The following is a 24820-nucleotide window of genomic DNA, read 5'->3' as shown; positions in this document are numbered from 1 at the left end:
CCCTTCCTTTACTCCCACCCCACCATGAGGCTCGTTGAAAGGATAAAAACTGATGGTCTCAATTGATACGTATAACGCGTGCGTGGACTTTCCCATCTTTGATGCCAAATCCCGCTCCCTAAAAAAGGCCATGCTTTCTACCGCGGGTGGTGCCATTGGGAAAAATGACCACAACACCGTGGTGGTTGAGGCGCTGCGAGATATTAACCTGCACCTGCGGGAAGGCGATCGCGTCGGGCTCGTTGGCCACAATGGCGCCGGCAAGTCCACGCTGTTGCGCCTGCTCTCCGGTATCTACGAGCCCACGCGCGGTACCGCCGATGTCCGCGGGCGCGTCGCCCCCGTCTTTGACTTGGGCGTGGGCATGGACCCGGAGGTATCCGGCTACGACAACATCATCATCCGCGGGCTTTTTTTGGGCCAATCCATCAAGCAGATGAAGAAAAAGATGGATGAAATCGCGGAGTTCTCCGAGCTGGGCGATTACTTGTCCATGCCCCTGCGCACCTACTCCACCGGTATGCGCGTGCGCCTAGCACTTGGCGTGGTGACCTCCATTGAGCCGGAAATCCTGCTGCTGGATGAGGGCATCGGCGCCGTCGACGCAGCCTTTATGGCCAAGGCCCGCGTGCGCCTGCAAGAGCTGGTCAAGCGCTCCGGCATCTTGGTCTTTGCCTCCCACTCCAATGACTTTTTGGCGCAGCTGTGCAATACCGCGCTGTGGATCGACCACGGCGAAATCCGCTCCGTGGGCGAGGTATCTGAAGTCGTGGGCCAGTACGAGGGCCCAGAAGTAGGCGAATACGTCCGCGATCTGCGCCAGCGCTTTGAGGGCGAAGAGGCGGCTGGGTAGAAGCTAGCGCAGCATCCCCAGCAGCTGCTGGCTCAGCCCGGAAACCTCCACGTGCAGGTCATCCGGGCGCTTGTAATTGGGGGCCTCCACGCGCGCAGTCACGTGCCGCTGCGGACTATTCTCCGGCCCCGCCTTTTCTTCTCCTTCAGAAACCACCTGGTAGCCCAGCTTCTGGCTCACCCGCGCCGAGGCCTCATTCTGTGCCACCCAGCTCGTGGTCATCGCCTGCGCGCCTAGGTAATCCAGCCCAAAGGCCACTACCGCGTGCCGGATGAGCGTGCCCACACCCTGGCCTTGGAACCGGTGAAAGACCCAGGAGCCCGTCGCAATTTCTCGCGTTGCAGCAAAGTCCTCCGCCCGCGCATCGATGGTGCCCAGGATTTCTCCCGAATCTGCGTCGCGCACGATGAAATCCAAGGACCATTTCTCTGGGCGCAGCTGCGCCCGGTTGCTCCACCGGAACTGGGCCGCCGCTGACGGAGTATTCATCCTGGGATTAAAGAGCCACGGAAAGGCGTAATCCGGAATGTCTGCGCCGTAGATATCCTCTGCCGCCACACCGGCGATTGCCGCAATATCCTCATCGCGCATTACGCGCAACTCCACGCCAGGGTGGGTTGTATTGCCCGCGCGTATCGTCAGCCCGAACGGTGGCCACATGCTTTCCATAGGCAGTCAGCTTAGCCCACGCGGAGTGTTTATCCGCGGCAGATCCATTCCCCGGTGGCAAGATGGAACGCATGACTGCCACCCTTGATTCCACCGGTACCACCGCTGCCGTCATTGTCACCCACCAGCGCGCGGACTTGCTGCGTGCCTCGCTCGAAAAGGTAGTCAACCAAACCCACCCCGTGCAGTGGGTCATCGTAGTGGATAATGGCGCCGAGGATGCGGTCCGTGACGCGGTGGAATCCCTGGCAGGCGATCGCGCGGTCTACGTGCCGTCCAAGACCAACCTAGGTGGTGCGGGCGGATTCGCCCTCGGTTTCCTTACCGCGCTATCACTCGGCGCCGACGCCGTGTGGTGCGCCGATGATGATGGCCGCCCCGCCGATTACGGCGTATTAGAAGAGCTCTACCGCGTGGCAGGGAATAATAACCTGCACGAGGTCTCACCTGCCGTGTGCAATATCGACGATCCCGGCAGCTTGGCCTTCCCGCTGCGCCAAGGGCTGGTGTGGCGCCGCCGCATGGAGGAACTCGAGGGAGACTTCCTGCCCGGCATCGCTTCTTTGTTTAATGGCGCTCTGATTTCCGCCGCGGCGATGCAGACCATTGGCGTTCCGGATTATCGCCTCTTCATCCGCGGCGATGAGGTGGAATACCACCGCCGCCTGGTCAATTCCGGGCTGTCTTTCGGCACCGCCTTGACCACCAGCTACCTGCACCCGGACGGTTCGGATGAGTTCAAGCCCATCCTGGGCGGCAAGATGCATACCCAGTACCCGGAAGGCGAGTTCAAGCGCTTTTTTACCTACCGCAACCGCGGCTACCTGCTGTGGCAGCGCGGCATGCGCAAGCTTTTGCCCCAGGAATTTGCTCGCTTTGGCTGGTTCTTCTTGGTCCAACGCCACGATCCGGCCGGCTTCCTGGAGTGGCTCAGGCTGCACAACCGCGGGCGCCGCGAGGATTTCCGCCGCCCCCGGTAATCGCTCCTAAGGCGTGCCGCTGGCCTATTTTTCCTTAAAGATAAAGACCCGCTGGATGGCAAAGTTGGTCACCGTCGCCACGCCTTGGGCAATGACGAAGGCGATGGTGTCTTTCACCGCGCCCTCAAAGCCTAGGGAAATCAGCGGCTCATTGAGTACCCAGTACAAGAAATTCTGCACGGCAAAGGTGGATACGTATAACACGCCCACCGTTGCGGCCGTGCGTCCGGACACCTTTGTGCCAAAGGTCCAGCGCGCATTGGCCAGATAGGCAGCGATGGTGCCAAAGACCCAACCAATCGCCTTCGCCCCAGAGCGGTGCAGACCTAAGTGGGTCAATAGCAGCGTCAACCCATAGTCAATGACGGCGGCAAAAACACCCACCGCAATAAATCGCACCAGCTGCTGCTTCAAAGAGCTGGAGGGGCGCTTTACTTCTGCAGCATCTTCAAGTGGATTAGTCACAGGCAGTTAGCTTACCCGCGCAGCAGCGCTCGGTACATGTCTAGGCGGTACACCGGCGCGGCGGCGTCCTTGCCGTAGGCACCAATCTGGGATAGCTGGTGCAAGGAGGCATCGCACAGCGCGCGAATCTCCGCACCTTTCAAGGTGTTGCCATCATCGTTGACCCAGCCCAAGGCATCCATGGTGGTTTCCACCACGGAATCGGTCAGCTCGTCACCGCCCATGCAGGATAGCGCCAAGGCCATGGACCAAAAGGCATCTTTTCCCTCATTGGTGACTTCACGCGGCAGGCTAGCCAGCGCCTCAGCCGTGGCCGCCGGCAGATCACTTCCGCGGTTTAAGTCCATGGCCTGTAAGAGCGGAACAAAGTCATAGAGCTTGGTGCGCTCGATGAGCGCCCTTACCTGGGGTTTAACCTGTGCCAGAACTTCATCGGTGATTTTTTCACCGGTCAATTCCCGGTTCACCGCAGTAAGTTCAAAGGGCGCGAAGAGGTTGCCCGAGCCGCCCACGCACAGCGCGCTGGGGGTGCCATTATCGCGGGGATAGATTTCTGCGACCACCAGCTCAAAGTCCCAGAGGCCCCACACAAAATCGATCTGGTCGCCCTCGCGCCAAAGGAATTCGGAGGCTTGACGCTCTGGGTCAAGGCGCGGGCCGCGGGCATCACTGTGCTCGTAAAAGTGCCACGGGGAGTTTTCATCCGGCAGACCAAAGCAGATGTGTAGTACTTTCTGCAGCTCATGTAAGGTAAGCGCATCGCTAAAGCCGATTTGACGGTGGACTTCCCCATCCGCACGGATATTGGAGGCTTGGCAGATGACGGTGAGCGGTTCCCGCTTTAGCGACAGCAGCGGGTCGGCACGGCGAGCCCGCGCCTGTGCAATATCGGTGACCCCTGCATTCATGGGCCCCACCATACGCAAATTTTAAGAAGCCAGTTTTTCTATATCGCGCGCTTCGAGCTCGCTGATGATAAACGTCGCCGCCGCGCCAATTGCTCCCAACAGCGTCCACGGGCGCTTAACGCCGCGCTTGCGCAGGAAAGACACCACCTTGCGGGATACGGCTACATCGGCCCACAAAGCAAGGCCCACCAAGATGAGCACCGCCGCCAAAATAGCCCAAAGTTTCAGGCCCTTATCCGCAAATTCCTGCGGTGAGCGCGGTTCATCGCCGTCCTCTTCGGCCTGGGCGTTGGTATAGGCCACCAATGCGCCAAAACCAATCGTGGACAAAACGTAGGCGGTAATAAGGCCCTTTGTGGATTTAATCCAGTCCGGGTAAGAGGTGACGATGCCCTGTGCGGCCGCTTGGGTGATGCGACCGGCCAAGGTGTCATCGAGGGCGTAATTATCGCGGGATTCTTCTGCTGCTTCGCGGTTGTTTGTCATAGCGACCACTCTAAGCGGCGGTAAGCTATTGCGCATGTACTCGGAAAAGACAGAGCATATGACACCCGCCCAGCAAGCCGCTCAGGATGAGCGGGCCGAGGACGATAAGCGCAACGGGCATTTTGAGGCAACAGAGCACACCAATCTGCCGCTTAGCCCCTTTATGACGCGCCTGATGGCAGAGGAAATGCCGATTTTGGATTCTACTTCGCGCCGCCGCGTGTACGAGATTTTGGACAGCTATGAAGGGCCCACCATTGAGTCCCAAGCGGACCTGCCGGAAGAAATCCGCGAGATCATGGATCTCTAAAGCGCCGCATTCGGGGCAGTCTGTGTGCCCCAAGCTGTTTTAAATATCACGAACGTCACTCCAGCCACCGCACTATGAGCTAGGTAGGCTGGTACATCGATACAATCCGTCGAGCAAAGAGTAAGAGATGGAACTACATACCACCGAAAAGTCCCTGCACGGCTGGGGCCGCACCGCCCCCACGACCGCCCATGTGCTGTCCACGGAAGACGTGGACGTCATCAAGAATGCAGTGGCACAGGTCGCGGACGATAACTCGGACAAGCCCGCCCACCTGCGCCGCGGCGTCATCGCGCGCGGCATGGGACGCTCCTATGGTGACCCCGCCCAAAATGGCGGCGGCCTGGTCATCGACATGCAAAAGCTGAACAAGATCCACTCCATTGACCCGGAGTCCGCGCTTGTTGATGTCGATGGTGGCGTCACCCTTGACCAGCTCATGAAGGCCGCGCTGCCCTATGGCCTGTGGGTTCCGGTCCTGCCGGGCACCCGCCAGGTCACCATCGGCGGCGCCATCGGCCCCGATATCCACGGCAAGAACCACCACTCCGCCGGTTCCTTTGGCAACCACGTGGTCTCCATCGAGCTGCTGGTTGCTGATGGCCGCGTTCTCCACCTCACCCCAGAGGGCAGCGAGGATGACCCGAGCGGTGACCTCTTCTGGGCCACCATCGGCGGCATGGGCCTTACCGGCATCATCCTGCGCGCTACCATCCGCATGACCAAGACGGAGACCGCCTACTTCATCGCGGATACGGATCGCACCGATAACCTGGAAGAAACCATTGCCTTCCACTCGGATGGTTCGGAGCACAACTACACGTATTCCTCCGCCTGGTTCGATGTCATCTCCCCAGAGCCGAAGCTGGGCCGCTCCACCATTTCCCGCGGCTCCCTGGCCACCTTGGCGCAGCTCGAGGAATTGGCCCCCAAGCTGGCGAAGGATCCGCTCAAGTTCAACGCTCCGCAGCTGATGACCGTGCCGGATATCTTCCCGTCTTGGACGCTGAATAAGCTCAGCCTGTCCGCTGTGGGCTTGGCCTACTACACCATGGGCGCGCCGGCGAAGAACCAGGTAAAGAACTTGACGCAGTTCTACCAGCCGCTCGATCTCATTGGCGAGTGGAACCGCGGCTACGGTTCCAAGGGCTTTTTGCAGTACCAGTTCGTCGTTCCCACGGAGGCCGTGGAGCCATTCAAGGAGATCATCCGCGATATCCAGCGCTCCGGCCACTACTCCGCGCTGAACGTATTCAAGCTCTTCGGCGAAGGAAACCGCGCGCCGCTGTCGTACCCGATGCCTGGCTGGAACGTCTGCGTGGACTTCCCCATCCGCCCGGGCTTGGGCGAGCTTCTCGATGACCTGGATCGCCGCGTCATGGAGTTTGGCGGCCGCCTGTACTTGGCAAAGGAATCGCGCACCTCTGCCGAGAACTTCCACCAGATGTACCCGGGCCTAGAAGGCTGGCTCAAGACCCGCAATGACATCGACCCCACCGGGGTCTTTGCCTCCGATATGTCCCGCCGCCTCGAGCTGCACTAATCACTGGACTCATCACCACCCCTCATGAAGGAGATTTTTTAAACCATGCTTAATGCAGTAGGCCAAGCCCAGCACATCCTGCTTTTGGGCGGTACCTCTGAAATCGGCCTCGGCGTCGTCGCCGAATTCCTCGAGCGCGGACCCGCCAAGGTCACCCTGGCCGCCCGCGCCCAGTCCCCGCGCATCGAGAAGGCACAGGCTGACCTGGAGGCCCGCGGCGCGGAAGTCGAGGTCGTGGACTTTGATGCCACCGACTTTGACTCGCACCCGGCGGTCATCGATAAGACTTGGGAGCGCGGCGATGTCGATATCGCCATCGTGGCCTTTGGCACCCTAGGTGACCAGGAAGAGCTGTGGCAAAACCACGACAAGGCCGTGGCTTCTGCCCAGACCAACTACACCGCGCCCGTCTCCGTCGGCGTGCTGTTGGGTGAAAAGTTCAGGCACCAGGGCCACGGCACCATCGTGGCGATGTCCTCGGTGGCCGGCATGCGCGTGCGCCGCTCCAACTTTGTCTACGGTGCTTCCAAGGCCGGCGTGGATGGCTTCTACATCAACTTGGATGAAGCACTGCGCGGCTCTGGCGCCAACGTGCTCGTCGTCCGCCCGGGCCAGGTTCGCACCAAGATGTCCGCTGAGGCCGGCGATGCCCCGCTGACCGTCAATGTCTCTGACGTGGCCAAGGCCACCGTGCAGGCGGTACTGGATGGCAAGCAGTCCATCTACGTCCACCCGCTGTTCAAGTACGTATCGCTGGCATTCAAGTTCATCCCGCAGCCCATCTTCCGCAAGCTGCCGTTCTAACCAGTTCCTGCGCGCAGGGTATGCCGGGCTCCTCAAGGCCCGCGGCCCTGCGCGCTTTGCTAGTTAATAAGCCAGCTCACACCGCGCCTAATCCCAGAAGAGTGATTAAGGTATGCGAAACTAAAGGGCATGACAAGCCCAGCTACGCCTTCCCAAGCAGTTCCCGTGAGCGAGGAGAAACGCACCACCGCCTACCACGCCGATGCCATGTCGCACCGCAGCACCCTGCTGGGCATTATTTTCGCAGCGCTGGGCGGCGGGGCAATTACGCTTTTCGGCTGGTATGCCTTCAAAACCGTCTCCCTGCCCTCCTTTAATACCTCCATGGTCACCCGCGCGCTGTGTACGGTCGGCGTGATCTTGACGTTGGCCTTGGCAGGTGGCTTTAGCGCGTGGTGGCTCTATGACCACTACAAGGAGAATTTCTCTCGCCCGCGCTGGCGCACGTGGGTGACCTACGCCATCACGTATCTCTCCCCCGCCTTATTGACCCTTGCCACCGTGGGCCTGCCGCTGTCTGCCTCGCGCTTATGGCTCGATGGCGTGCAGGTGGACCAGGCATTCCGCACCCAGTTCCTTACCCGGTCAGTAGATCAAATGGGCTATGCGGACATGAACTACCTAGACATGCCCACGTTTTACCCGCTGGGCTGGTTCTGGCTAGGCGGACGGCTCGGCTCCATATTGGGTATTCCCGGCTGGGAGGTTTATCAGCCGTGGGGCCTGATTTCCATCGCGGTTGCAGGCTGTATCCTCGTTCCCATTTGGCAACACCTCACTAAATCCCTGCCGGTGGGAACAGCTATTGCGCTTACCACCACCGCCATTACCTTGACCATCGCGGCGGAAGAGCCTTATTCCGCGGTCATCGCCATGGGCATGCCCGCCATCGCGGTGTTAAGCGCGCGCGCATTCAAAGGATCGTCGTTGTCTACCGCCGCGGTCGCTATCTACCTCGGAATCTCCGCTACCTTCTATACCTTGTTCACCGGCGCGGCAGCGCTGACCGTGGTCAGTCTGATCGCCGTTTTCACCGCGCTGTACGACCGGGCGTGGCGACCCATCGTGCGCCTAGTCATCATCGCGGTGGGATCGCTGGCCATCGCAGCCATCGCTTGGGCCCCATACCTCTGGCAGGTTCTGCATTCGACCGCACCCCTGCAAGCCACCGCGCAGCACTACTTGCCGGAAGAAGGCACGCAAATTCCGGTGCCGTTCCTTTCCTTGAGCATCGTGGGATTCCTCTGTCTTGCCGGTCTAATCTTTATTATCATCCGGTTGCGAGATGCGGAAGTCCGCGCGCTGGGGTTGTCCATCATAGGCATTTATGTATGGACGGTGCTGTCCATGGTGATGACCTTGGTCGGCACCACCCTACTGAGCTTCCGCCTTGAGGTCATCGTGGTGCTGTTGTTCGCGACGGCGGGTATCCTTGCCCTTGCGGAAGTCCGCACAGCCGGTATTCACCGCCTGTACCCCGCTAGTTTCTCCCACACGGCCAATAAGCGGATTACGGCGGTTTTTGGCATTTTCCTCGCCTTGGCTGGAGTCCATTATGCCCAGCAGATTCCCGAGGCAAACGAAGATGCCATCGACCACGCCTACAGTGATACCGATGGTTACGGCGAGCGCGCGGATCGCTTTACCAGCGATTCCGCTCATTATTATCTGGATATCCACAACTTCATCCAGGATCAGGGCTATACGGCCAACGAAACGGTAGTCCTCACGGATGAAAAAACCTTCATGGCTTACTACCCATACTGGGGATTTAACGCCTTTACCAGCCACTATGCAAATCCCCTCGGGGAATTCAAACACCGCAATGACCAGATTGAAGCCTGGGCGGATGAGTCATGGGACTCTACTCCTGCAGAGTTCCAAAAATCCCTCGATTCCGCACCGTGGCGCGGGCCGGATGCCATCATCTTCCGCGGCGACCTCGACAATAAAGATGATGGGTTCAAGGTGCACTTGGCTGAGGATATCTATCCTAACCAGCCAAATATTCGCTACCGCGCAGTCTTCTTCAACCCCGAGGTCTTTGCGGAAGGCTGGGAGCTGGAGCAAACGGGTCCATTCGTAACGGCGGTGCGAACCAAGTAAGTTCACCCACACTTCCCCGGGGTTATCGGGGCGTGCACACGGGAACTTGGGCCAGACTGACGTACACTAATCGCCGTGTCAGATAGCCTTAAAACGAAATCGAAAGAAGCACGCCCCTCCGGGCTAAGTATCGCCACAGCCCCTGCCGGGTTGCGCTGGACCGCGATCATCGCCGGGTTAATTGGTTTCCTGTGTTTTATAGCCACCCCGCTATTGCCAGTGAACCAAACCCAGTCTTCCTTTGATTGGCCGCAGAATGATTCGCTGCAATCTATCAATGCACCACTTATCTCCGTGGCGCCGGAAAACTTGGAGGCCACCATCCCCATGTCCGCGGTGGATGAGCTCCGCGATGGCCAAAACATGGTCTACAGCACCGTCCCACCCGAGTCCAAGAAGGCATCGAACCGCGGCCTATTTGTCCGTTCCGGCGATGACGGCTTGTCTGTGGTCTCGCTCGATGAGGTCCTACTGACCTTAAGCGCTAAAGAAGTAGCGCAGCTTTCCGATGACGCCCAGCTGCACATCTCCGCCACCGGTGACGGCACCACCGTCAGCGTCGGCAAACACAAAAAGACCACCGAAGATGACCTGCGCCCGCAGGTCACCGGTGTGTATACCGAGCTTAAAGATGATGCCAATGTGCAGAACTTGGTCGATGACGGGCTGAATATCCACGTCGATATCAACTCGCGGTTTACTTCTTCTCCCTCGCTGATTAAGTCCATCGCGATGTGGCTCGGCGTCGCTATGGTGATTGTCTCGCTGTTCTGCCTGTGGCGCATTGACCGCCTTGATGGGCAAAAGTTGCGCTTCATGCCAGAAACGTGGAAGAAGATTCGCCCCCTCGATGGCGTCGTCGCCGCCGTCTTGGGCCTCTGGTACATCTTCGGTGCCAATACCTCTGACGATGGCTTCATCTTCTCTATGAGCCGCGTCTTCGATAACGCCACGTACATGGCCAACTACTACCGGTGGTACGGCGTGCCCGAGGCACCATTCGGCTCACCGTACTATGACCTCGTCGCGCTACTATCGCAGATTTCCACGGCGTCGGTCTTCGTCCGCCTGCCCGGACTAATTTCGGGGCTCATTATCTGGTTCATTCTTTCGCGGGAAATGCTGCCGCGCTTTGGGGACATCGTCGATGCCCGCCGCGTCAGCCACTGGACCGCCGCACTAATGTTCCTAGCCTTCTGGCTGCCGTATAACAACGGCACCCGCCCAGAACCGATCGTGGCCCTAGGCGTGATGGTGACGTGGGCATCCTTTGAGCGCGCCATTGCCACCCACCGGTTGCTGCCGGCAGCCGTAGGCACCATCGCTGCCACGATTACGCTCGCCGCCGGCCCCACTGGCCTTTTTGCGGTTGGTGTATTCCTCGTGAGCCTGCCGCACCTTTTCCGTGCGATGGCCGCGCGCGTGCCCGCCATGGGCGGTGGCGCTACCGGTTGGCTTAGCTTGGTTGCCCCATTTTTGGCTTCCGGCACTGCCATCATCGTCGCTGCCTTTGGAGATCAGACCTTGGCCAGCGTCGCTGAATCCACCCGGGTGCGCTCGGAGGTCGGCCCGTCGCTGCCGTGGTATGCCGAATACGCCCGTTATTCCACGCTCTTCCAAGAATCCGTGGATGGTTCGCTGACCCGCCGCTTCGCCGTACTCACCATGCTGTTTTGCTTGGTGCTCATCCTGGCTGCGTTTATCAAGGACCGCCGCGTTATTGGTGCCGCAGTCGGCCCCACCCAGCGTCTGCTCATCATCGTGGCGCTGTCGATGTTCTTCCTCATGTTCACCCCGACCAAGTGGACGCACCACTTTGGTATCTATGCCGGTGTCGCCGGGGTGATCGCTGCGCTGGCTGCCGTAGTGCTATCCAGGTTTGCGTTGCGCTCCCCGCGCGCCCGCACCTTTAGCATCGCCGCGGTGCTCTTCTTGCTCTCCATCTCCTTCGCGGGTTGGAATGCTTGGTGGTACGTATCCTCCTTCGGCATCCCATGGTGGGACCGCACGGTGCAGTTCAAGGGTATTGAGGCCAACTCGATCCTGCTCGCCATCTCCTTGGTCGTCCTCGCGGTCGGCGTGGTGCAATCCTTGCGCCACAGCCATCACAAATTGCAGGCCCAAGAGGAAGGCACGGAAAAAGAATTCAAGCAAGAAGCCGCCGCGAAGGTATCGCGCTCGGCCGGCATCATGTCCGCGCCCATCGCGGTAGCCTGCGCCATTGTGGTGGCTTTTTCGATGGCTTCTTTTGCCAAGGCCACCGTCGCCCAGGCGGATTCCTACTCAGTGGGCAAGGGCAACCTAGCATCCTTGCGCGGTGATACCTGCTCGCTAGCCAATGAAACCTTGGTAGAAACCAATACCAATGACTCCTTCCTCACCCCGGTGGATGGGGACTTGGGCGATTCCTTGGTAGACAAGGATGAAACCAGCAACGGATTCGGGCCGAATAATATCCCCGAATCCATCGAGCCTGAGGATCAGGATTCTGCTTCTGTGGGTGCCATTGGAGATAGCTCCCAAGATTCCGACTCCACCAGCCAAGACGATGCCACCGCTGGGACGGATAAGGAATCGGGCGGGGATTCTTCTGATGATTCGCAGGAGACCCGCCGCGCTGGGAAGAAGGCTTCAGAAAGCACCGATACGTCTGAAGGCGGTGTCCGCGGCACGAAGGGCGTCAATGGCTCGACCATGCACCTGCCCTTCAACTTGGACTACACCAGCGTGCCAGTCTTGGGCTCCTACACCGAAAGCCAAGAGTCGCTGTCCCAGGTAACCACGAAGTGGTATCACCTGCCGGAGACTACGGAAAATACCCCGGTTCTGGCTGTCAGCGCCGCGGGCAAGATTTATCACCACGATGTCAATGATGTGGAACAAGAGGGCATGGAGCTCACCTTGGAATACGGCACCATTGATGAGGATGGCAAGGTCACCGATAAGGGAGAAAAAGAGCTTTCCGATGTCGGCGCCACCCCCAAGTGGCGCAACCTGCGCCTGCCCATGGATGAATTGCCGGAAGAAGCCAATGTCGTGCGCCTAGTGGCCGAGGACGATTCCACCGATGAAGATGACTGGCTAGCCTTCACCCCGCCGCGCGTGCCGGAACTAGACAGCATCAATAACCAGTTCCCTGCGGAAAAGCCCGCGCTCTTGGACTGGGCGGTGGCTCTGCAGTTCCCCTGCCAGCGCACCTTTGACCACTACGCCGGCGTAACCGAGATTCCGGAGTATCGCATCCTCCCAGATGCGGCGGCGCAAACCTCCCTGACGGATTTCCAATCCTTCTCCGGCGGCGGTGCCATGTCCACTGCGGAAGCGGTGAACTACTCCTACGAAATCCCGAGCTACCTCAATAACGATTGGGCGCGCGACTGGGGCGCCATTGAAAAGTACGAATTGCGTACCGATTCACAGGGCAATACCCCGGCCAAGGCAGAGATCGATTATGAGGACGTTACTCGTTCTGGACTGTGGAAAGAGTCCGAGATGAAGATCCGGCCAGAGGGCGAGCAATAGCGACCGCCCCTAGCTGTGCAGCCAGCCGCAGCCGGTTTTATTGCGTCAGCTCACCGCGCAAAAATTCGGCTGCATCCTGCACCCGCTGGCGCGCCACGGCCGGGGTGGACACGCGGTGGGTCGAGACATAATCGCGCTCTTTAGCTTGGGGAATGTGGACACGATCGGCTATCTCATCCTCGGTCGCGGTCTGCACGAAGGTCTCAGGGAATTGTTTAGGCAGCTCATAGCCCACGCGGTAGTCCTCCGGCAGGTTGGCTAGGGCGCCGAAGTCGGGGAAGGTGAGCAAGAGGGCATCGGCAGGCGCGAGCGCTGCCAATGCACCGCCGGAAGAATATCCCCACGTGGTGACGTGGGAGGCGCCCTGCTCGCGGGCATAATCAATGGCGCGGTTGACCGCCGCGACCATGTCTTTGACCGTATGCTCCGGCGCGAGCGGATAATCCACGTCAATGATCGTGGTGCCGGAAAGCTGCGCGGCGGCGGCAACCTCGGGGCGCCACTGCATTTCCAGCGCCTTCCCATCGCCGCGCCACCAGCCGCCGGAGTGCAACGATACCGCCCACCGGCCAGTGGGCTCAGAGGGGCGAAAAATGGCGCCGACCTCGGCGGAGTCTACGGTAATGCCGTCCGTAAACGCCGTACCCGGAAGCGCATGATTAACGCCGGTGCCCAACACCATCATGGCGGCGTGGGTGATGCGGTCTGGCAGTAGGGCGCAATACTGGTCCGCCTCCGGCGAGCCACCGCCGACCCAAGGCGGGCGGAAATCCGGCGCCTCATAATGGGCGTCGATATAAGAAACCAGCTGCTCTAGCTGTTCTTCCTCGCTCATCTGGCGGTCTTGCCCGCCGATGCGCCATTGTTGGCCGGGCTCTAGCGGCCGGTGCGGATCTTTATCGTGTGCATCAGTCATATTTCCGAGCCTACGCGTGCACATGATGCGCACAAGGCAGGCTCGGGGAAGAACTAATTTACCAGATGGTGACGCGGTCCGCCGGGGCCAGGTACATCGGGGAGTCTTTGTCTACGTCGAAGGCCTCGTAGAATTCGGCGATATTCGCGGCGATGAGGTTGCAGCGGAACTCCGCGGGCGAGTGCGGATCAATGGCCAGGTACTGGGTCGCCATCTCCGGGCGGATGGCCGTGCGCCAGACGCGGGCCCAGGACAAGAAGAAGCGCTGCAGACCGTTGTAGGTGTGCTCGGCCAATTCCGGCTCGGCGCCGTCGACCACAAATTCTTCTTCTTGGCCCAGCAGGTCAATGCCCTTATCGGCGCAGTAATTCTTGTAGGCCACCACGGAAATGCCCAGTCCGCCTAGGTCACCAATGTTTTCACCCAAGGTGAATTTGCCGTTGACGCCGGAAGATTCGGTGCCAGCATCCTTTAGCACCGTAGGCACCTGGCCATCGAATTGCTCCACCAGCTTTGCCGTGAGCGCCTCAAAGTCCGCGCGGTCTTCATCGGACCACCAGGAGTTCAGGTTGCCCTGGCCATCGAATTGCGAGCCCTGGTCATCAAAGCCATGGCCGATTTCGTGCCCGATGACAGAACCAATGGCGCCGAAGTTCTCAGCGGCATCCGCATCCGGGTTATAGAACGGCGGGCGCAGGATGGCGGCCGGGAAGGTGATGTCATTGACCACCGGGTTATAGAAGGCGTTGACGGTCTGCGGGGTGGTGACCCACTCGTCGCGGTTGGCGGGCTTGCCAATCTTTGTCAGTTCATAGTCGTGGGAAAAGGCGGACCCGGCGCGGGCATTGGCAATCAGTTCCGCGCCCTGGTCAGAAATCTCCAGCCCGGAGTAGTCGCGCCAGGTATCGGGGAAACCAATCTTGGCCTTGAACTGGGAAAGCTTTTCTAGGGCGCGCTCGCGGGTCTGCGGGGTCATCCACTCCAGCTGGGAAATGCGCTCGCGGTAGGCAGCGATGAGATAATCCACCAGCTCATCCATCTCGCGCTTGGAGGATTCTGGGAAGTGCGCGTCCACGAACTCCTTGCCAATTTCCTCTCCTACCAGGCTTTCTGCCAGGCCCACCGCGCGCTTCCAGCGGTCGCGCTGCTGGGTCGCACCAGAGAGCCGGGTGCCGTAGAACTCGAAGTTCTTTGCGCCTACTTCTTCCGGCAAGAGGGCCGCGCGGGAGCGCAGGATGTGCCAGGTGGCCCACAGCTGCCAATCAGCCATGCGGTCAGCGGTAAAGAGCTTTTCCAGGTGCTCCAGGTAGGACGGCATCATATTGACCACGCGGTGCTCCGGCAGCTTTCCGCCGGCGAGCAAGGCTTGGGTGATGGAGGGCAGCTCAGAAAACTCGCACGGGTTATTGGTCTTTACCGCATCGCGGGTAGAAACCACGTCCCAGTGGCCCGCCGCCAGTTCTTTTTCCAAACCGACGATGCGCTCGGCGGCAACTTCGGTGCCGAGGCCAAATAGGCGGGTGGGCTCGATAAAGCCCAGCATCTCCGCCACGTGCTTCTCGTAGGCGGTCAGCGTTTCCGCGTGCGCTTCCTCGCGGTAGTAGGCCTCATCCGGCAGGCCTAGCCCGGATTGCACGATATAGGCAACGGCCTCTTCCGAGCCGGAGTCCTTTTCCACCCAGAACGTCGCCGGCGCCCCCACGCCCTCGCGCTCGAGCTCGCCCAAGCGGTGCGCCAATTCCGTGGGATCGGCGGCGCTCAAGCGGTCAAGGTCCGCATCCAATGGAGCCATGCCGGCATTGTTGACGCCCGCGGTATCCATGAAGGATGCATACAGCTTGCCGGGGCGAGCATCGTTGTCTTTGACGATGTCATGAACCAGTTCTTCTGCTTCATCGCGCAGCGCGTGGAAGGTGCCATCCACACCGCGATCATCTGGGACAACGTGATTTTCTACCCAAGGTCCGTTGACTAATTGATAAAGATCTTTCATGGTTGCCACTGTAGGCCAAACCTTCCAGTTAAGGTATGGACTATGGAAAAATTCCGCTTTCCACCAGCCCGGCCGCGCGTCCTCTTTATCGCCGTCCTTGCCTTCGTGACGGTGGTCCTCGCCTTGCCCGCCATCGTCCACGCGGTGCTACCGCCGCACCCCGCCGATGTGGAGCAAGTAACCCTGTCTGATCCCAGCCAGGACTGGGATATTACCGTGCCTGATCTGTACTGCGAGCGCGACTATACTTCGCTGGCTAGCGTTGGCTGGACCTGCGGTGACACCTCCGTGCAGGCGGTCATCGTGGAAGATACCGACGACGATGAACACACCCTGCGCCGCATGGTCCGGGCCTATGGCATGGCCCCAGGTCTTCCCGAGGGCGAGGTCTACGAAGGTAAAAATGGCGCCCTCGCGCTTGCCGATGCCCCCTCCTCCACCGCCGCCATCTCCATCAACGGCACCGGTGCGGACGAAAATAAGGACTGGGTGGTCACCGTCACCGGGGAATCCGCCGCAACGCGCACGACCACTCAACGCCTCTGGAAGGCCTTCGGGCAAGACGAACTACCAGAAGAAGTCACCGCTGATATCGAGGAGTTTTCTGGAAAGGCCTTGGTTTAAATGTCTAAGCTCTTTCGCACCGCGCTGTGGATTTTCTCCGGTCTGGGCCTTATCGGTTTTATCTCCCAGACGGTCATCACCCTATTGATCTCACCGCTGATGGGCATTATCAGCATCCTCATCGCGGCGATCCTCGTCGCGGTAGTCATCGCGCTATTGCGCCTGAGCCCTATGTGGGCGCGCCCGGCGCGCGTATGGGCACCGCTTGCCTTTTTATGGGGCTCCGGCATGGCCATTAGCTTGGCATCTATGAGCTCCCCGGCGGTCATGCAGCTCGCCATCAATTCAGGCTGGATCGATTCCTTCATGTCCTGGAGCGGCGCCTATCCCGAAGAGATTTCCAAGGCCACGGGCGTTTTATTCGTCCTGATGTCCTTCCGCCAACTCAACCGCCCCTGGCACGGGTGGATGGTCGGCGCCGTCATCGGCCTTGGATTTGAAGCCAACGAAAACATCCTTTACGGCTCCATGAGCGCTACCACCCACCCGGATAGCGATTTCACCGGGCTCATACAGATGTGGGGCCTGCGCCTTATCGCCGGCCCTGGCCTGCACGTTTTGCTCACGGCGCTGGCCGGTTGGGGCATCGGCTGGGCCCTCTACGCTGCCGCCAAGCCGCTCTGGTGGCGCATCAGCGTGGCACTCGGCTGCCTCGCGGTATCCTTCCTCCTCCACTTTGGTTGGAATTACCTGCACGATTCCGATATCGCGGCCGTTATCCAGGCCCTTGCCGTAGCTATTATCTTGTACCCGCTGAGCGTCTGGCTCATCCTGCGCGGCAATAAATACGCACACGACGATGACAGCTACAGCCACAGCACCGCAGAGGAGGCGCTATCCTTCACCCGCTAACCCCAAGCCGTGCTTGTTTCTCCCAAAATGTCCAAACCAACCGCATTCCGCCAAAACTTCTCCAGCTTTCAGAGAAACGCGGTTGCTTTAGACGCTCGAGCCTTCCGTAGATCCCCCCCGGCCGCAAAAATCTGTGGTTTAAGGCACATGCGGGTAGTGACTTTCGCTACACTCTCTACAAGGCGCTTTTGCCACCTATCCTCCACTTTAAGGACTGAGGACCTTCATGAATGCCCCAACCCACGAGTCCCGCACGGATGACAGCACGGAAAGTACCGAGGGGGCAGCTCCGACAAATTCCGCAGAGGAAGCCAACCGGCAGAAGGCGGTGGGCTCCGCCCTGTCTTGGGTCATCGCGCTTTTTGGCACCGGTGTTGGTGCCGGCATCCTCTTCTTGCCGCTCAACGCCGGCGCCTTCGGATTTTGGCCGCTCGTCTTCGCCACCGTGTTCATCTTCCCGCTGGTGTATTTTTCCCACCGGACCTACGCCCGCATAGTCAGCGGCGCACCACAAGAACAACACGGGAAAGACGTCCTAGAGCTGGTGCGCTACTACCTTGGCCGCAATAGCGGCCTTTTCATCGCCGTCTTGTATTGGCTGGCCATCGTGCCAACAGTGCTCATTTATGGCATCAGCATTACCAATGTGGTCGATAGCTTCATCGTCAACCAGCTCGGCGGGCCGAGCATCAACAGGTGGATACTATCCATTGCCTGCGTAGGCGTCATGACGGGCCTTTTTGCCATCGGCCGCCGCCCCATGCTGTGGCTGGCCCAGATGCTGGTCTACCCGCTCATCGTCGCCTTGGCGGCAACCTCCATTTATTTGATCCCCAAGTGGGATTTCGAAAGCTTCCTCAACGTTGAATACGAAGGCGGTATCTGGGGAATCCTTAAGGGCATCCTGCTTATTCTTCCGGTGCTGGTCTTTTCCTTTTCCCACATGGCCGCGCTATCGCAATTCTCCGTAGACGTGCAGCCGGCCTACGGCAAAAAGACGGAGAAGTTCGTCTCCCGCGTGGAGCTCTATACCGCCGCAATGCTCGTGGTATTTACCATGTTCTTCGTCTGGTCCTGCGTCCTCGCGCTCGGAGCGGACGGATTGAAGGAGGCAGCCGATCAAAACATCCCGGTGCTGTCTTATTTCGCCAACGTCACGGGCACGCCGTTCATTGGTTATATGGCACCGCTAATTACCATGTGCGCGATCATCTCTTCCTACTTCGGGCACATGCTTGGTTCCGAGGAAGGCACCGAGTACCTCCTGCGCATTGCCGTTCCCCGCATGGCCAATAAGCTTTCGCGCCGCGCGCTGCTCAACATCATTTATGTCATCGTATTCGTGGCAACGGCCCTCGTGGCCGTCTTCAACCCCTCCATCATGGACATGATTTCAGTGGTTGGCGGCATCTTCGTGGCATTCTTGGTCTATCTGGTGCCGGTCTACATGTTTAAAAAGGTCGATGACTATTCCCAGTTCAAAAACGACATCTGGAATTACTTCGTCTTTTGCATGGGACTTGTCATCATGGCCGTGACCGTCTGGAACCTGATCTAACGGCCAGTCCCTCGGCGCTTATTGGCACACCCGCACTTGGCTTACCTGCGCCAGGGCTTGATTAGCGTTCGCGCACGCTTGGCGCTCAAGATCGGCCGCGGTGCGGGTGGCATCGCGAAGCGCCTGCTGCGCAGGTTCTGGCAGGTTGAGGTCGTTTTCGATGCGCGCGCCGATGGCCTCACTGGACCCGCCGACCGGCGCATTGTCGATGCCGCGCATGACATCCGCGGTATGGGTCTGCGCATCGCCATACGTATTGGCGGCTACGGTAAACCCATGCCCGGTAGATACGGAGGCGTGGATGGTGCGGTCATCGGACCAACCGAATTTGGTGCCCCATACTCCGGGAATGTGGTCGGTGCCGAAATCCTGGCGGTACCCATCCGCAGCCACGGGAGCAGCAGTGGCCATTCCCGCAAAAATGGGTGCTGCGATGGGGTCGTGCTGGATCTCCGCGGTAAACCGCGCGATATCTTCGGTCGAGGTCTGCGTGGTTCCCCAGTAGCCGGTGTAGTGAGTTTCACTCAGCCCGAATTCTTGGATGATGCTGGGAATGGCCTGCGGGTAGCGGCGGTCCAGGTCGCTGGCCACATTATCGTCGCTATAGCGAATCATATTTTCCACTTGGGCCTTATCGGCGGCAGAACCATACTTGAGCACCCAATATCCCAGGTAGAGCTTGCTCAAGGATAGCGCCGGGCGGGACTCGTGACTATTGGCAGTCGAGACGGTGGCGCCGGAATCGTGCCTAACGGTGATCTGCGTACGATCAGGCACTGATTGGGGATCGAGGCTGACCGCTTGGGCAGCGGGAATGGTCACGAAGGAAAGTGCGGTAACGAGAGAACCAATAGCTAATTTTTTCATAACGCATATAGCGTAGCCGTGGATGTACATCGCCGCAGGCTATAAATGCAAAAAGTTTCCCTATTGTACTATCTATCGCAGCAATACTTCTAGGTCCCGCGCATCCATGCCGTGCTTATGCATGGCGACGCGCCCGTGGGAGTGCTCGATGCCCTCGCGGTTCCAGTATTCTTCCGCGCGAACGGGATCGTGGGAGGCACCATTGGCGCGGACCACGCGCCACCAGGCGGCGTTACCGCCGTGCCTATTCATCACGGTGCCGACATTGCGGGCCCCGCACCCGGCGAGTTTTGCCACCTCCCCGTAGGAGGACACATTGCCGGGCGGGATAACGGCCACGATGGCTAGCACGCGCTGTGCCAAATCAGAGGAGCCTGTCATCAACGCCTCTCTCCCCGCGCTTAGTCCCTGGTGGGGTTGAGCACGTCGTCGGATTCGGTGGGCTCATCCTCGGGGGCGTCTTCGACCTCAGTCAGGGTGACGGTCGCGCCGGTGGAATCCGCGAGCAGGCACATGCGCCCGAAGGGGGAATCCCACGGCTCGCGGATGATTTCACCGCCGAGCTCTACCGCTTTCTTGGCGGCTTCATCGATATCGCGCACCCCTAGGTAGGTCTGCCAGAAGCTCGGCACCTGGGGTGGGAACTGGCCTTCAGCATTCCACAGGCCCGCGAACGGGGCGCCGTCTTCTTCCACGGTGGCGTAAATGAAATTCTCGTCCTCAGACTCCATGGCGCGAATCTCCCAGTTGAATAGCTCGCCATAAAAGTCCATGGCCTGCTGGAATCGCGTCGTGGCGGTCAGCTCGTGCCATACCGGGGTGCCGGGTTCGCCACCGGCGACGAAGTGCTCTGGGCCAGAGGGCTGGATGAGGCCGAACATGCCACCGGCGGCATCGGCAAGCAGGGCCATGTGGCCCAGCTGCACGGGCTGGGGCGCGGCGAGGATCCTCCCGCCGAGGTTCTCCGTGCGCTGGCAATCGCCGTCGATGTCTTTGGAGAGGAAGTAGGTCACCCAGGTATCCGGCGTGGGGGCTTCCTCCGGCTGCGGGATGAGGCCGGCGATGGGCAGGCCCTGCAGGCGCGCCATCTGATAGGGGTTGTCCTCCTGGGTCTCGGCCGAAATTTCCCAGCCCAAGACCTGCTCATAAAAGTGGGCGGACTTGCGCGGATCCGAGGTGGTCAGATCGATCCAGTAGGGCATGCCTACTTCGGCTTCAAATGCGGGCATTTATAGATTCCTCCACTTTTCCGGATCAAAGTCATCGTCTGCGGTGGCTTCATCAAAATAGTCATCATCATCGTCGGGCTCGCCCACGCGCGCGCAGGTGCCTTCGATGCACACCTCATCGCCAATCTGCAGCGTAGCGCCGCGGCGGGTCTCGGTGTCACCGTTGACCGTGACCGCGCCTTCTGCGATAAGTTCCTTGGCTTCACCACCGGTTCCGACCAAGCTGGCCAGTTTAATAAACTGGCCCAATTTGATGGACTCGCCAGAAATTGCAACCTCAAGCATGCCGCCCAGCTTACCCAGAGCCCGTTGCCGCGCGGCTATGGGTGGGGGTGGACAGGCTTAGTCACGCGCGCGCAGGGAGACCGCCGTGCCCGTGGCGGTGACCAACAGCATGTCATTATTGGTGCCCATTGGGGAATAGTCGAAGGCGATGCCCACCACGCCATCAGCACCCAATTCCTGGCCGCGGCGCCACAATTCATCCAGCGCCGCCTCGCGGGCCTTGATGGCTTCGCTTTCATAGCCTGAGGCGCGTCCACCGGTAATATTGCGTATCGATGCCCCAAAGTCTTTGAGCATATTGATGCCGGTAACGGTCTCACCAGCGATGATGCGCAGGTATTTGGTGATTTCATAACCGTCGACGGTATTTGTGGTAGTAAAAATCATAAGTTCAGCCTACATCGCAATAAGCCCACGGATGCCTTCAAAGAGGATAACCACGCCGAGGAGCAGGAAGACGATGCCACTGACGATGTCCACCCACGCCGAGTTCTTGGCCATCCACTTCGATACCGCGCGCGTGCTCAAGCCGACGCCGACGAAGAGCACCAAGCTTTCCAGCACCAGTACCGCGGCGACGACGACGTTTCCGCCCACGCCCATTCCTGGGTCGATGAAATTGGCAAAGATGGCGCCAAAAAAGATGACCACCTTGGGGTTGGAAAGATCGCAGACCAACCCCATGCGGTAGGCCGTCTTTGCCTTAATAATTCCGTCCGGGGTAAACCCTCGCGGTTGGGGTGCCTGCTTTTCCGTGCCCACGACGGTGGCGGGTGCGCGCCGTTCCCGCAGGCCGGAGGAAATCGCGCTATAGGCCATCCACAGCAGATAGCTGCCGCCGAGGACCTGCAGGAGCACCAGGATGCCCTCATGCGTAGAGATCAATGCCGAAAGCCCGGCGAGCGAAGCGATGGTCCACAGGGCAAGGCCCGTCGTGCTGCCAATGGCCACCCACACCGCCGCGCGGGTGGACCGCGCACCCAGGCGGATAATCTGCACCACATCCGGCCCCGGCGAAGCCATGGCCGCGAACCATACGCCCATCAGGGTCACAAGGGCACCTATAGCCACCTAACACCTCCACATTCGTATGCATTTTTACTAACGCATTCAACTGTAGGAAGTGTCTCACCTGCAGCGAAACAGGTAACTACTGTGATTTCAGCAGCGCGGTGGCACCCTCCCCGGCCATCACCACACCGAGCAGGCCAAAGACGAGGCCTGAGACCATATCGATGCCGGCGGAATACCGCGCCGTCCACCGCGCGGCCGCGCGCACGAGCAGCGCAAAGGCGGAAAACCACACAAAGGACATGGCCGCGAGGATTAACGCCACCGCGATAGTCCACCCCACGGACATATCCGGGCGGATGAATTGGGCGAATACCGCACCGAAAAACACCAATGCCTTGGGGTTCGACAGGTTAGTCACCAGCCCCAGCTTGAAGGCCCGCCAGTTGGTCATGTCTTCGACGTCGGCATCGCCAGCCGCCCGTGCCTGGTCCGCATAGTCTTCCGTGTCCACCTCGTGAGCGGGCGCGCGCCGCGCGGCTAACCCGCTGCGCAGGGACGATACACCCATGTACAGCAAGAAAAGCCCACCGAGCAATTGCAAGATGCTCAGCACGCCCGGCCGCGCCGTAATTAGCGCCGATAAACCGGCCAGGGAGGCGACAATCCAAAAGACCGTCCCGCTAAATACCCCCACCGCGCACAATAGCCCGGCGCATGTGGATCGTGGGGCCACGCGAATGACCTGCACGATATCCGGGCCCGGAGACACCAAAGCCGCGAGCCAAATTCCCATCAAGGTAAGAAGAGAGGAAATGGTCACGGCTTTGTCTCCTTAATGTAAGCGGGCGTTAGTAAGCACCCTTCGGTGCCTCTTTGTGGTCACGGATTGCCTCGCCTTCGGCGTAGAGCGGCATATCCTCGTGTGCCTTGTACCACGGAGTGTAGTTGGGCTCGAGCGGCGTGCGGCCGGCAATGAGGTCAGCAGCCTTCTCGCCCACCATCATAGTCGGGGAGTAGATATTGCCGTTGGGAACCGAGGGGAATACGGAAGCATCGGCAATATACAGGCCATCGATGCCCCATACTCCCATGGTTTCTGGGTTCACCACGGCCATGGGATCGGACTCATCGCCCATCTTGGCGGTGCAGGATGGGTGCAGTGCGGTTTCGCCGTCATTGCGGACCCACTCCAAGATTTCCTCATCGCTCTGGACCTCTGGGCCCGGGCTGAACTCGCGGGCGCCAACTTCCTCCATTGCCTTGGTATCCAGCAAGGAGCGGGCGACGCGGACGGCTTCTACCCATTCGCGGCGGTCCTGCTCAGTGCGCAGGTAGTTAAAGAGGATGGAGGGCTTTTGCCGGATATCGGAGCTCTTGATGTGCACGTGGCCCTTGGTATCGGAGAACATCGGGCCGACGTGCCACTGGAAGCCGTGCTTAACGTCGGCCTTTTGGCCGTCATAGCGCACCGCCATGGGCAGGAAGTGGAACATCAAGTTCGGGTAGGCCTCATCCTCGTTGGAGCGCACGAAACCGCCGCCCTCAAAGTGCGAGGTGGCCACTGGACCCTTCTTCGTCAGCAGCCACTGCAGGCCCATGAACGGCCAGCGCCACTTATCCAGGTAGGGCTGGGAGGAAGCGGTGGACTTGGTGGTCTCGTACTGGATGTAGACCTCGAGGTGATCCTGCAGGTTCTCACCCACGCCGGGCAGGTGCTTGACGACGTCGATGCCGTGCTTTTCCAAGATCTCGCGGTCACCCACGCCAGAGACCTCAAGCAGCTGCGGGGTATTGATGGCACCGGCAGACAAGACGATCTTTTCTGCGAAGACGCGGTGGGTGCCACCCTGCCACTCGTATTCCACGCCCACTGCCTTGGTGCCTTCAAAGAGGATCTTGGTGGTAAATGCGCGGGTCCGCACCTCGAGGTTGTCGCGGTCCTGGTTAGGGTACAGGTAGGCGCGGGCAGCGGACCAGCGCTTGCCGTGCTTGATATTGCGATCGAAGGGGGCAAAACCTTCTTGGCGGTAACCGTTGACGTCATTGGTCAGGTTATAGCCAGCCTCTTGTACCGACTTAAATAGCGCCTGGAACAGCGGCGAGGTAGCAGGACCGCGGGACAGGTAGAGCGGGCCATCGTGGCCGCGGCGCGGATCATCGTCTTCTGCGGCAGCGGTGGTTTCCATGCGGTTGAAATACGGCAAGCAGTGGGCAAAATCCCAGTTATCCATGCCCGGGTTCTGGCCCCACTTTTCGTAGTCCATGGGGTTGCCGCGCTGGTAGATCATGCCGTTGATGGAAGAGGAACCGCCAAGCACCTTGCCGCGCGCATGGTAGATGCGGCGACCATTCATCTCCGGTTCCGGATCGGATTCATACATCCAGTCATAGTTCTTTGCCCCGATGGGGAAAGAGAAACCGGAAGGCATGTGGATGAATAGGTCCCACAGGGAATCCGGGCGGCCGGCCTCAAGAACGAGCACGCGGGTGTCTTTATCCTCGGTCAGGCGAGCGGCGATGACGGAGCCGGCAGAGCCACCGCCGACGACGACCACATCGCTGACCTCATCCGTCGCCCTCTTTGTCGAGCGCTTCTTAGTCAACTTGTCCACAATACCCATAAATCCCCTTCCTTCTGTGAGCCATCTCACGCGTAGTTCTCGCCGTATTTCGGGCGGATCCATTGTATCCTGCGCAAAAAATCTATACTTTTCCGCTTTCATTTATGCGCAATAGCGCCCCCAGAATACACATCTGGTGGACGTTTTCCCAGATTAATGTATATTTACGGTGTTCGGGTATGCATCTGAGTAGATGAAATCCGGGGTCTTTACGC

At 59.7% G+C, this 24820-nt stretch carries 24 protein-coding genes; 10 read left to right on the top strand and 14 right to left on the bottom strand.

The window, feature by feature from the left end; all coding sequences use genetic code 11:
- The first annotated feature begins 52 nt into the window (after nt 1–52).
- Complete coding sequence (locus ACLI1O_RS00625) at nt 53–853, top strand: ABC transporter ATP-binding protein (protein ID WP_237792304.1); 801 nt, start codon at nt 53–55, stop codon at nt 851–853.
- A 3-nt stretch (nt 854–856) separates the two neighbouring features.
- Here ACLI1O_RS00625 and ACLI1O_RS00620 read toward each other — a convergent pair whose 3' ends face one another.
- Nucleotides 857–1459, bottom strand: coding sequence for a GNAT family N-acetyltransferase (locus tag ACLI1O_RS00620; protein WP_284849672.1), 603 nt, complete (start codon nt 1457–1459; stop codon nt 857–859).
- Between the two features lie 125 nt (nt 1460–1584).
- Here ACLI1O_RS00620 and ACLI1O_RS00615 point away from each other — a divergent pair, with 125 nt between their 5' ends.
- The gene (locus tag ACLI1O_RS00615) at nt 1585–2502 is read left to right on the top strand and encodes a glycosyltransferase (RefSeq protein ID WP_284772156.1); all 918 of its coding nucleotides are present in this window, start codon (nt 1585–1587) and stop codon (nt 2500–2502) included.
- 24 nt (nt 2503–2526) lie between these two features.
- On the opposite strand, the gene ACLI1O_RS00610 is transcribed toward ACLI1O_RS00615, so the two are convergent.
- The 3 genes from ACLI1O_RS00610 to ACLI1O_RS00600 are packed head-to-tail and all read right to left on the bottom strand — an operon-like array spanning nt 2527 to nt 4361.
- Entirely contained in the window at nt 2527–2967 is a 441-nt protein-coding gene (locus ACLI1O_RS00610) for a GtrA family protein (protein WP_005280656.1), read from the bottom strand.
- Nucleotides 2968–2978: 11 nt separating this feature from the next.
- Nucleotides 2979–3887 carry a hypothetical protein gene (locus ACLI1O_RS00605; RefSeq protein ID WP_284772155.1) on the bottom strand — a complete coding sequence of 303 codons (909 nt, stop codon included), beginning with the start codon at nt 3885–3887 and terminating at the stop codon, nt 2979–2981.
- Between the two features lie 9 nt (nt 3888–3896).
- Nucleotides 3897–4361 carry a hypothetical protein gene (locus tag ACLI1O_RS00600; RefSeq protein WP_284772154.1) on the bottom strand — a complete coding sequence of 155 codons (465 nt, stop codon included), beginning with the start codon at nt 4359–4361 and terminating at the stop codon, nt 3897–3899.
- A gap of 34 nt (nt 4362–4395) precedes the next feature.
- On the opposite strand from ACLI1O_RS00600, the gene ACLI1O_RS00595 reads away from it, so the two are divergent.
- The 5 genes from ACLI1O_RS00595 to ACLI1O_RS00575 all read left to right on the top strand — a co-directional run bounded on the left by ACLI1O_RS00595 (nt 4396) and on the right by ACLI1O_RS00575 (nt 12646).
- Nucleotides 4396–4671: a hypothetical protein gene (locus tag ACLI1O_RS00595; RefSeq protein ID WP_284772153.1), complete on the top strand. Its 276-nt coding sequence runs from the start codon at nt 4396–4398 to the stop codon at nt 4669–4671.
- A 127-nt stretch (nt 4672–4798) separates the two neighbouring features.
- On the top strand, nt 4799–6214 hold the full coding sequence (locus tag ACLI1O_RS00590; protein ID WP_239269651.1) for an FAD-binding oxidoreductase: 1416 nt from the start codon (nt 4799–4801) through the stop codon (nt 6212–6214).
- A 45-nt stretch (nt 6215–6259) separates the two neighbouring features.
- A complete protein-coding gene (locus tag ACLI1O_RS00585) occupies nt 6260–7018 on the top strand; it encodes a decaprenylphospho-beta-D-erythro-pentofuranosid-2-ulose 2-reductase (RefSeq protein ID WP_239269652.1) in 759 nt (252 codons plus the stop codon).
- 129 nt (nt 7019–7147) lie between these two features.
- Entirely contained in the window at nt 7148–9124 is a 1977-nt protein-coding gene (locus ACLI1O_RS00580; protein ID WP_239269653.1) for a galactan 5-O-arabinofuranosyltransferase, read from the top strand.
- A gap of 75 nt (nt 9125–9199) precedes the next feature.
- On the top strand, nt 9200–12646 hold the full coding sequence (locus tag ACLI1O_RS00575) for an arabinosyltransferase domain-containing protein (RefSeq protein WP_239269654.1): 3447 nt from the start codon (nt 9200–9202) through the stop codon (nt 12644–12646).
- A 37-nt stretch (nt 12647–12683) separates the two neighbouring features.
- Here the strand turns inward: ACLI1O_RS00575 and ACLI1O_RS00570 are convergent, their stop codons facing one another.
- Nucleotides 12684–13562, bottom strand: a complete 879-nt coding sequence (locus tag ACLI1O_RS00570) for an alpha/beta hydrolase (RefSeq protein WP_239269655.1) — start codon at nt 13560–13562, stop codon at nt 12684–12686.
- Nucleotides 13563–13620: 58 nt separating this feature from the next.
- Nucleotides 13621–15555 (bottom strand): M13 family metallopeptidase, encoded by a 1935-nt coding sequence (locus ACLI1O_RS00565; RefSeq protein WP_239269656.1) that lies wholly within the window; start codon nt 15553–15555, stop codon nt 13621–13623.
- A gap of 42 nt (nt 15556–15597) precedes the next feature.
- Between ACLI1O_RS00565 and ACLI1O_RS00560 the strand changes: the two genes are divergently transcribed.
- From ACLI1O_RS00560 to ACLI1O_RS00550, 3 genes are all read left to right on the top strand, one after another.
- Nucleotides 15598–16179 (top strand): hypothetical protein, encoded by a 582-nt coding sequence (locus ACLI1O_RS00560; protein ID WP_239269657.1) that lies wholly within the window; start codon nt 15598–15600, stop codon nt 16177–16179.
- Nucleotides 16180–17031 (top strand): PrsW family intramembrane metalloprotease, encoded by an 852-nt coding sequence (locus ACLI1O_RS00555; RefSeq protein WP_411706894.1) that lies wholly within the window; start codon nt 16180–16182, stop codon nt 17029–17031.
- Between the two features lie 226 nt (nt 17032–17257).
- Nucleotides 17258–18589, top strand: a complete 1332-nt coding sequence (locus tag ACLI1O_RS00550; protein WP_239302394.1) for a septum formation initiator — start codon at nt 17258–17260, stop codon at nt 18587–18589.
- An 18-nt stretch (nt 18590–18607) separates the two neighbouring features.
- Here the strand turns inward: ACLI1O_RS00550 and ACLI1O_RS00545 are convergent, their stop codons facing one another.
- The 8 genes from ACLI1O_RS00545 to betA all read right to left on the bottom strand — a co-directional run bounded on the left by ACLI1O_RS00545 (nt 18608) and on the right by betA (nt 24605).
- Nucleotides 18608–19456, bottom strand: coding sequence for a hypothetical protein (locus tag ACLI1O_RS00545; RefSeq protein WP_239269660.1), 849 nt, complete (start codon nt 19454–19456; stop codon nt 18608–18610).
- 72 nt (nt 19457–19528) lie between these two features.
- The gene (locus ACLI1O_RS00540) at nt 19529–19837 is read right to left on the bottom strand and encodes an MGMT family protein (protein ID WP_239269661.1); all 309 of its coding nucleotides are present in this window, start codon (nt 19835–19837) and stop codon (nt 19529–19531) included.
- 20 nt (nt 19838–19857) lie between these two features.
- Nucleotides 19858–20685, bottom strand: a complete 828-nt coding sequence (locus ACLI1O_RS00535) for a VOC family protein (protein WP_284772150.1) — start codon at nt 20683–20685, stop codon at nt 19858–19860.
- Nucleotides 20686–20970, bottom strand: coding sequence for an RNA-binding S4 domain-containing protein (locus tag ACLI1O_RS00530; protein ID WP_023016489.1), 285 nt, complete (start codon nt 20968–20970; stop codon nt 20686–20688).
- A gap of 57 nt (nt 20971–21027) precedes the next feature.
- Nucleotides 21028–21357: a YbjQ family protein gene (locus tag ACLI1O_RS00525; RefSeq protein ID WP_005276253.1), complete on the bottom strand. Its 330-nt coding sequence runs from the start codon at nt 21355–21357 to the stop codon at nt 21028–21030.
- Nucleotides 21358–21366: 9 nt separating this feature from the next.
- A complete protein-coding gene (locus tag ACLI1O_RS00520; RefSeq protein WP_005276251.1) occupies nt 21367–22014 on the bottom strand; it encodes a LysE family translocator in 648 nt (215 codons plus the stop codon).
- A 106-nt stretch (nt 22015–22120) separates the two neighbouring features.
- The gene (locus ACLI1O_RS00515) at nt 22121–22804 is read right to left on the bottom strand and encodes a LysE family translocator (protein ID WP_239269663.1); all 684 of its coding nucleotides are present in this window, start codon (nt 22802–22804) and stop codon (nt 22121–22123) included.
- Nucleotides 22805–22832: 28 nt separating this feature from the next.
- Nucleotides 22833–24605 (bottom strand): choline dehydrogenase, encoded by a 1773-nt coding sequence (gene betA, locus ACLI1O_RS00510; protein WP_239269664.1) that lies wholly within the window; start codon nt 24603–24605, stop codon nt 22833–22835.
- Between the last annotated feature and the right edge of the window lie 215 nt (nt 24606–24820).

The organism is Corynebacterium sp. LaCa78, assembly GCF_046717505.1.
Lineage (GTDB): Bacteria > Actinomycetota > Actinomycetes > Mycobacteriales > Mycobacteriaceae > Corynebacterium.
The sequence above is the reverse complement of the archived record's forward strand: the minus strand, read 5'-3'. Positions and strand labels throughout refer to the sequence as shown.

What these genes read in the sequence shown, in the direction of transcription:
- ACLI1O_RS00525 (WP_005276253.1), bottom strand. Translation starts at nt 21,357, where the DNA reads ATGATTTTTACTACCACAAATACCGTCGACGGTTATGAAATCACCAAA.
- ACLI1O_RS00615 (WP_284772156.1), top strand. Translation starts at nt 1,585, where the DNA reads ATGGAACGCATGACTGCCACCCTTGATTCCACCGGTACCACCGCTGCC.
- ACLI1O_RS00565 (WP_239269656.1), bottom strand. Translation starts at nt 15,555, where the DNA reads ATGAAAGATCTTTATCAATTAGTCAACGGACCTTGGGTAGAAAATCAC.
- ACLI1O_RS00590 (WP_239269651.1), top strand. Translation starts at nt 4,799, where the DNA reads ATGGAACTACATACCACCGAAAAGTCCCTGCACGGCTGGGGCCGCACC.
- ACLI1O_RS00625 (WP_237792304.1), top strand. Translation starts at nt 53, where the DNA reads ATGGTCTCAATTGATACGTATAACGCGTGCGTGGACTTTCCCATCTTT.
- ACLI1O_RS00580 (WP_239269653.1), top strand. Translation starts at nt 7,148, where the DNA reads ATGACAAGCCCAGCTACGCCTTCCCAAGCAGTTCCCGTGAGCGAGGAG.
- ACLI1O_RS00600 (WP_284772154.1), bottom strand. Translation starts at nt 4,361, where the DNA reads ATGACAAACAACCGCGAAGCAGCAGAAGAATCCCGCGATAATTACGCC.
- ACLI1O_RS00530 (WP_023016489.1), bottom strand. Translation starts at nt 20,970, where the DNA reads ATGCTTGAGGTTGCAATTTCTGGCGAGTCCATCAAATTGGGCCAGTTT.
- ACLI1O_RS00570 (WP_239269655.1), bottom strand. Translation starts at nt 13,562, where the DNA reads ATGACTGATGCACACGATAAAGATCCGCACCGGCCGCTAGAGCCCGGC.
- ACLI1O_RS00520 (WP_005276251.1), bottom strand. Translation starts at nt 22,014, where the DNA reads ATGGGCGTATGGTTCGCGGCCATGGCTTCGCCGGGGCCGGATGTGGTG.
- ACLI1O_RS00540 (WP_239269661.1), bottom strand. Translation starts at nt 19,837, where the DNA reads ATGACAGGCTCCTCTGATTTGGCACAGCGCGTGCTAGCCATCGTGGCC.
- ACLI1O_RS00545 (WP_239269660.1), bottom strand. Translation starts at nt 19,456, where the DNA reads ATGAAAAAATTAGCTATTGGTTCTCTCGTTACCGCACTTTCCTTCGTG.
- ACLI1O_RS00595 (WP_284772153.1), top strand. Translation starts at nt 4,396, where the DNA reads ATGTACTCGGAAAAGACAGAGCATATGACACCCGCCCAGCAAGCCGCT.
- ACLI1O_RS00585 (WP_239269652.1), top strand. Translation starts at nt 6,260, where the DNA reads ATGCTTAATGCAGTAGGCCAAGCCCAGCACATCCTGCTTTTGGGCGGT.
- ACLI1O_RS00605 (WP_284772155.1), bottom strand. Translation starts at nt 3,887, where the DNA reads ATGGTGGGGCCCATGAATGCAGGGGTCACCGATATTGCACAGGCGCGG.
- ACLI1O_RS00555 (WP_411706894.1), top strand. Translation starts at nt 16,180, where the DNA reads ATGTCTAAGCTCTTTCGCACCGCGCTGTGGATTTTCTCCGGTCTGGGC.
- ACLI1O_RS00560 (WP_239269657.1), top strand. Translation starts at nt 15,598, where the DNA reads ATGGAAAAATTCCGCTTTCCACCAGCCCGGCCGCGCGTCCTCTTTATC.
- ACLI1O_RS00535 (WP_284772150.1), bottom strand. Translation starts at nt 20,685, where the DNA reads ATGCCCGCATTTGAAGCCGAAGTAGGCATGCCCTACTGGATCGATCTG.
- ACLI1O_RS00550 (WP_239302394.1), top strand. Translation starts at nt 17,258, where the DNA reads ATGAATGCCCCAACCCACGAGTCCCGCACGGATGACAGCACGGAAAGT.
- betA (WP_239269664.1), bottom strand. Translation starts at nt 24,605, where the DNA reads ATGGGTATTGTGGACAAGTTGACTAAGAAGCGCTCGACAAAGAGGGCG.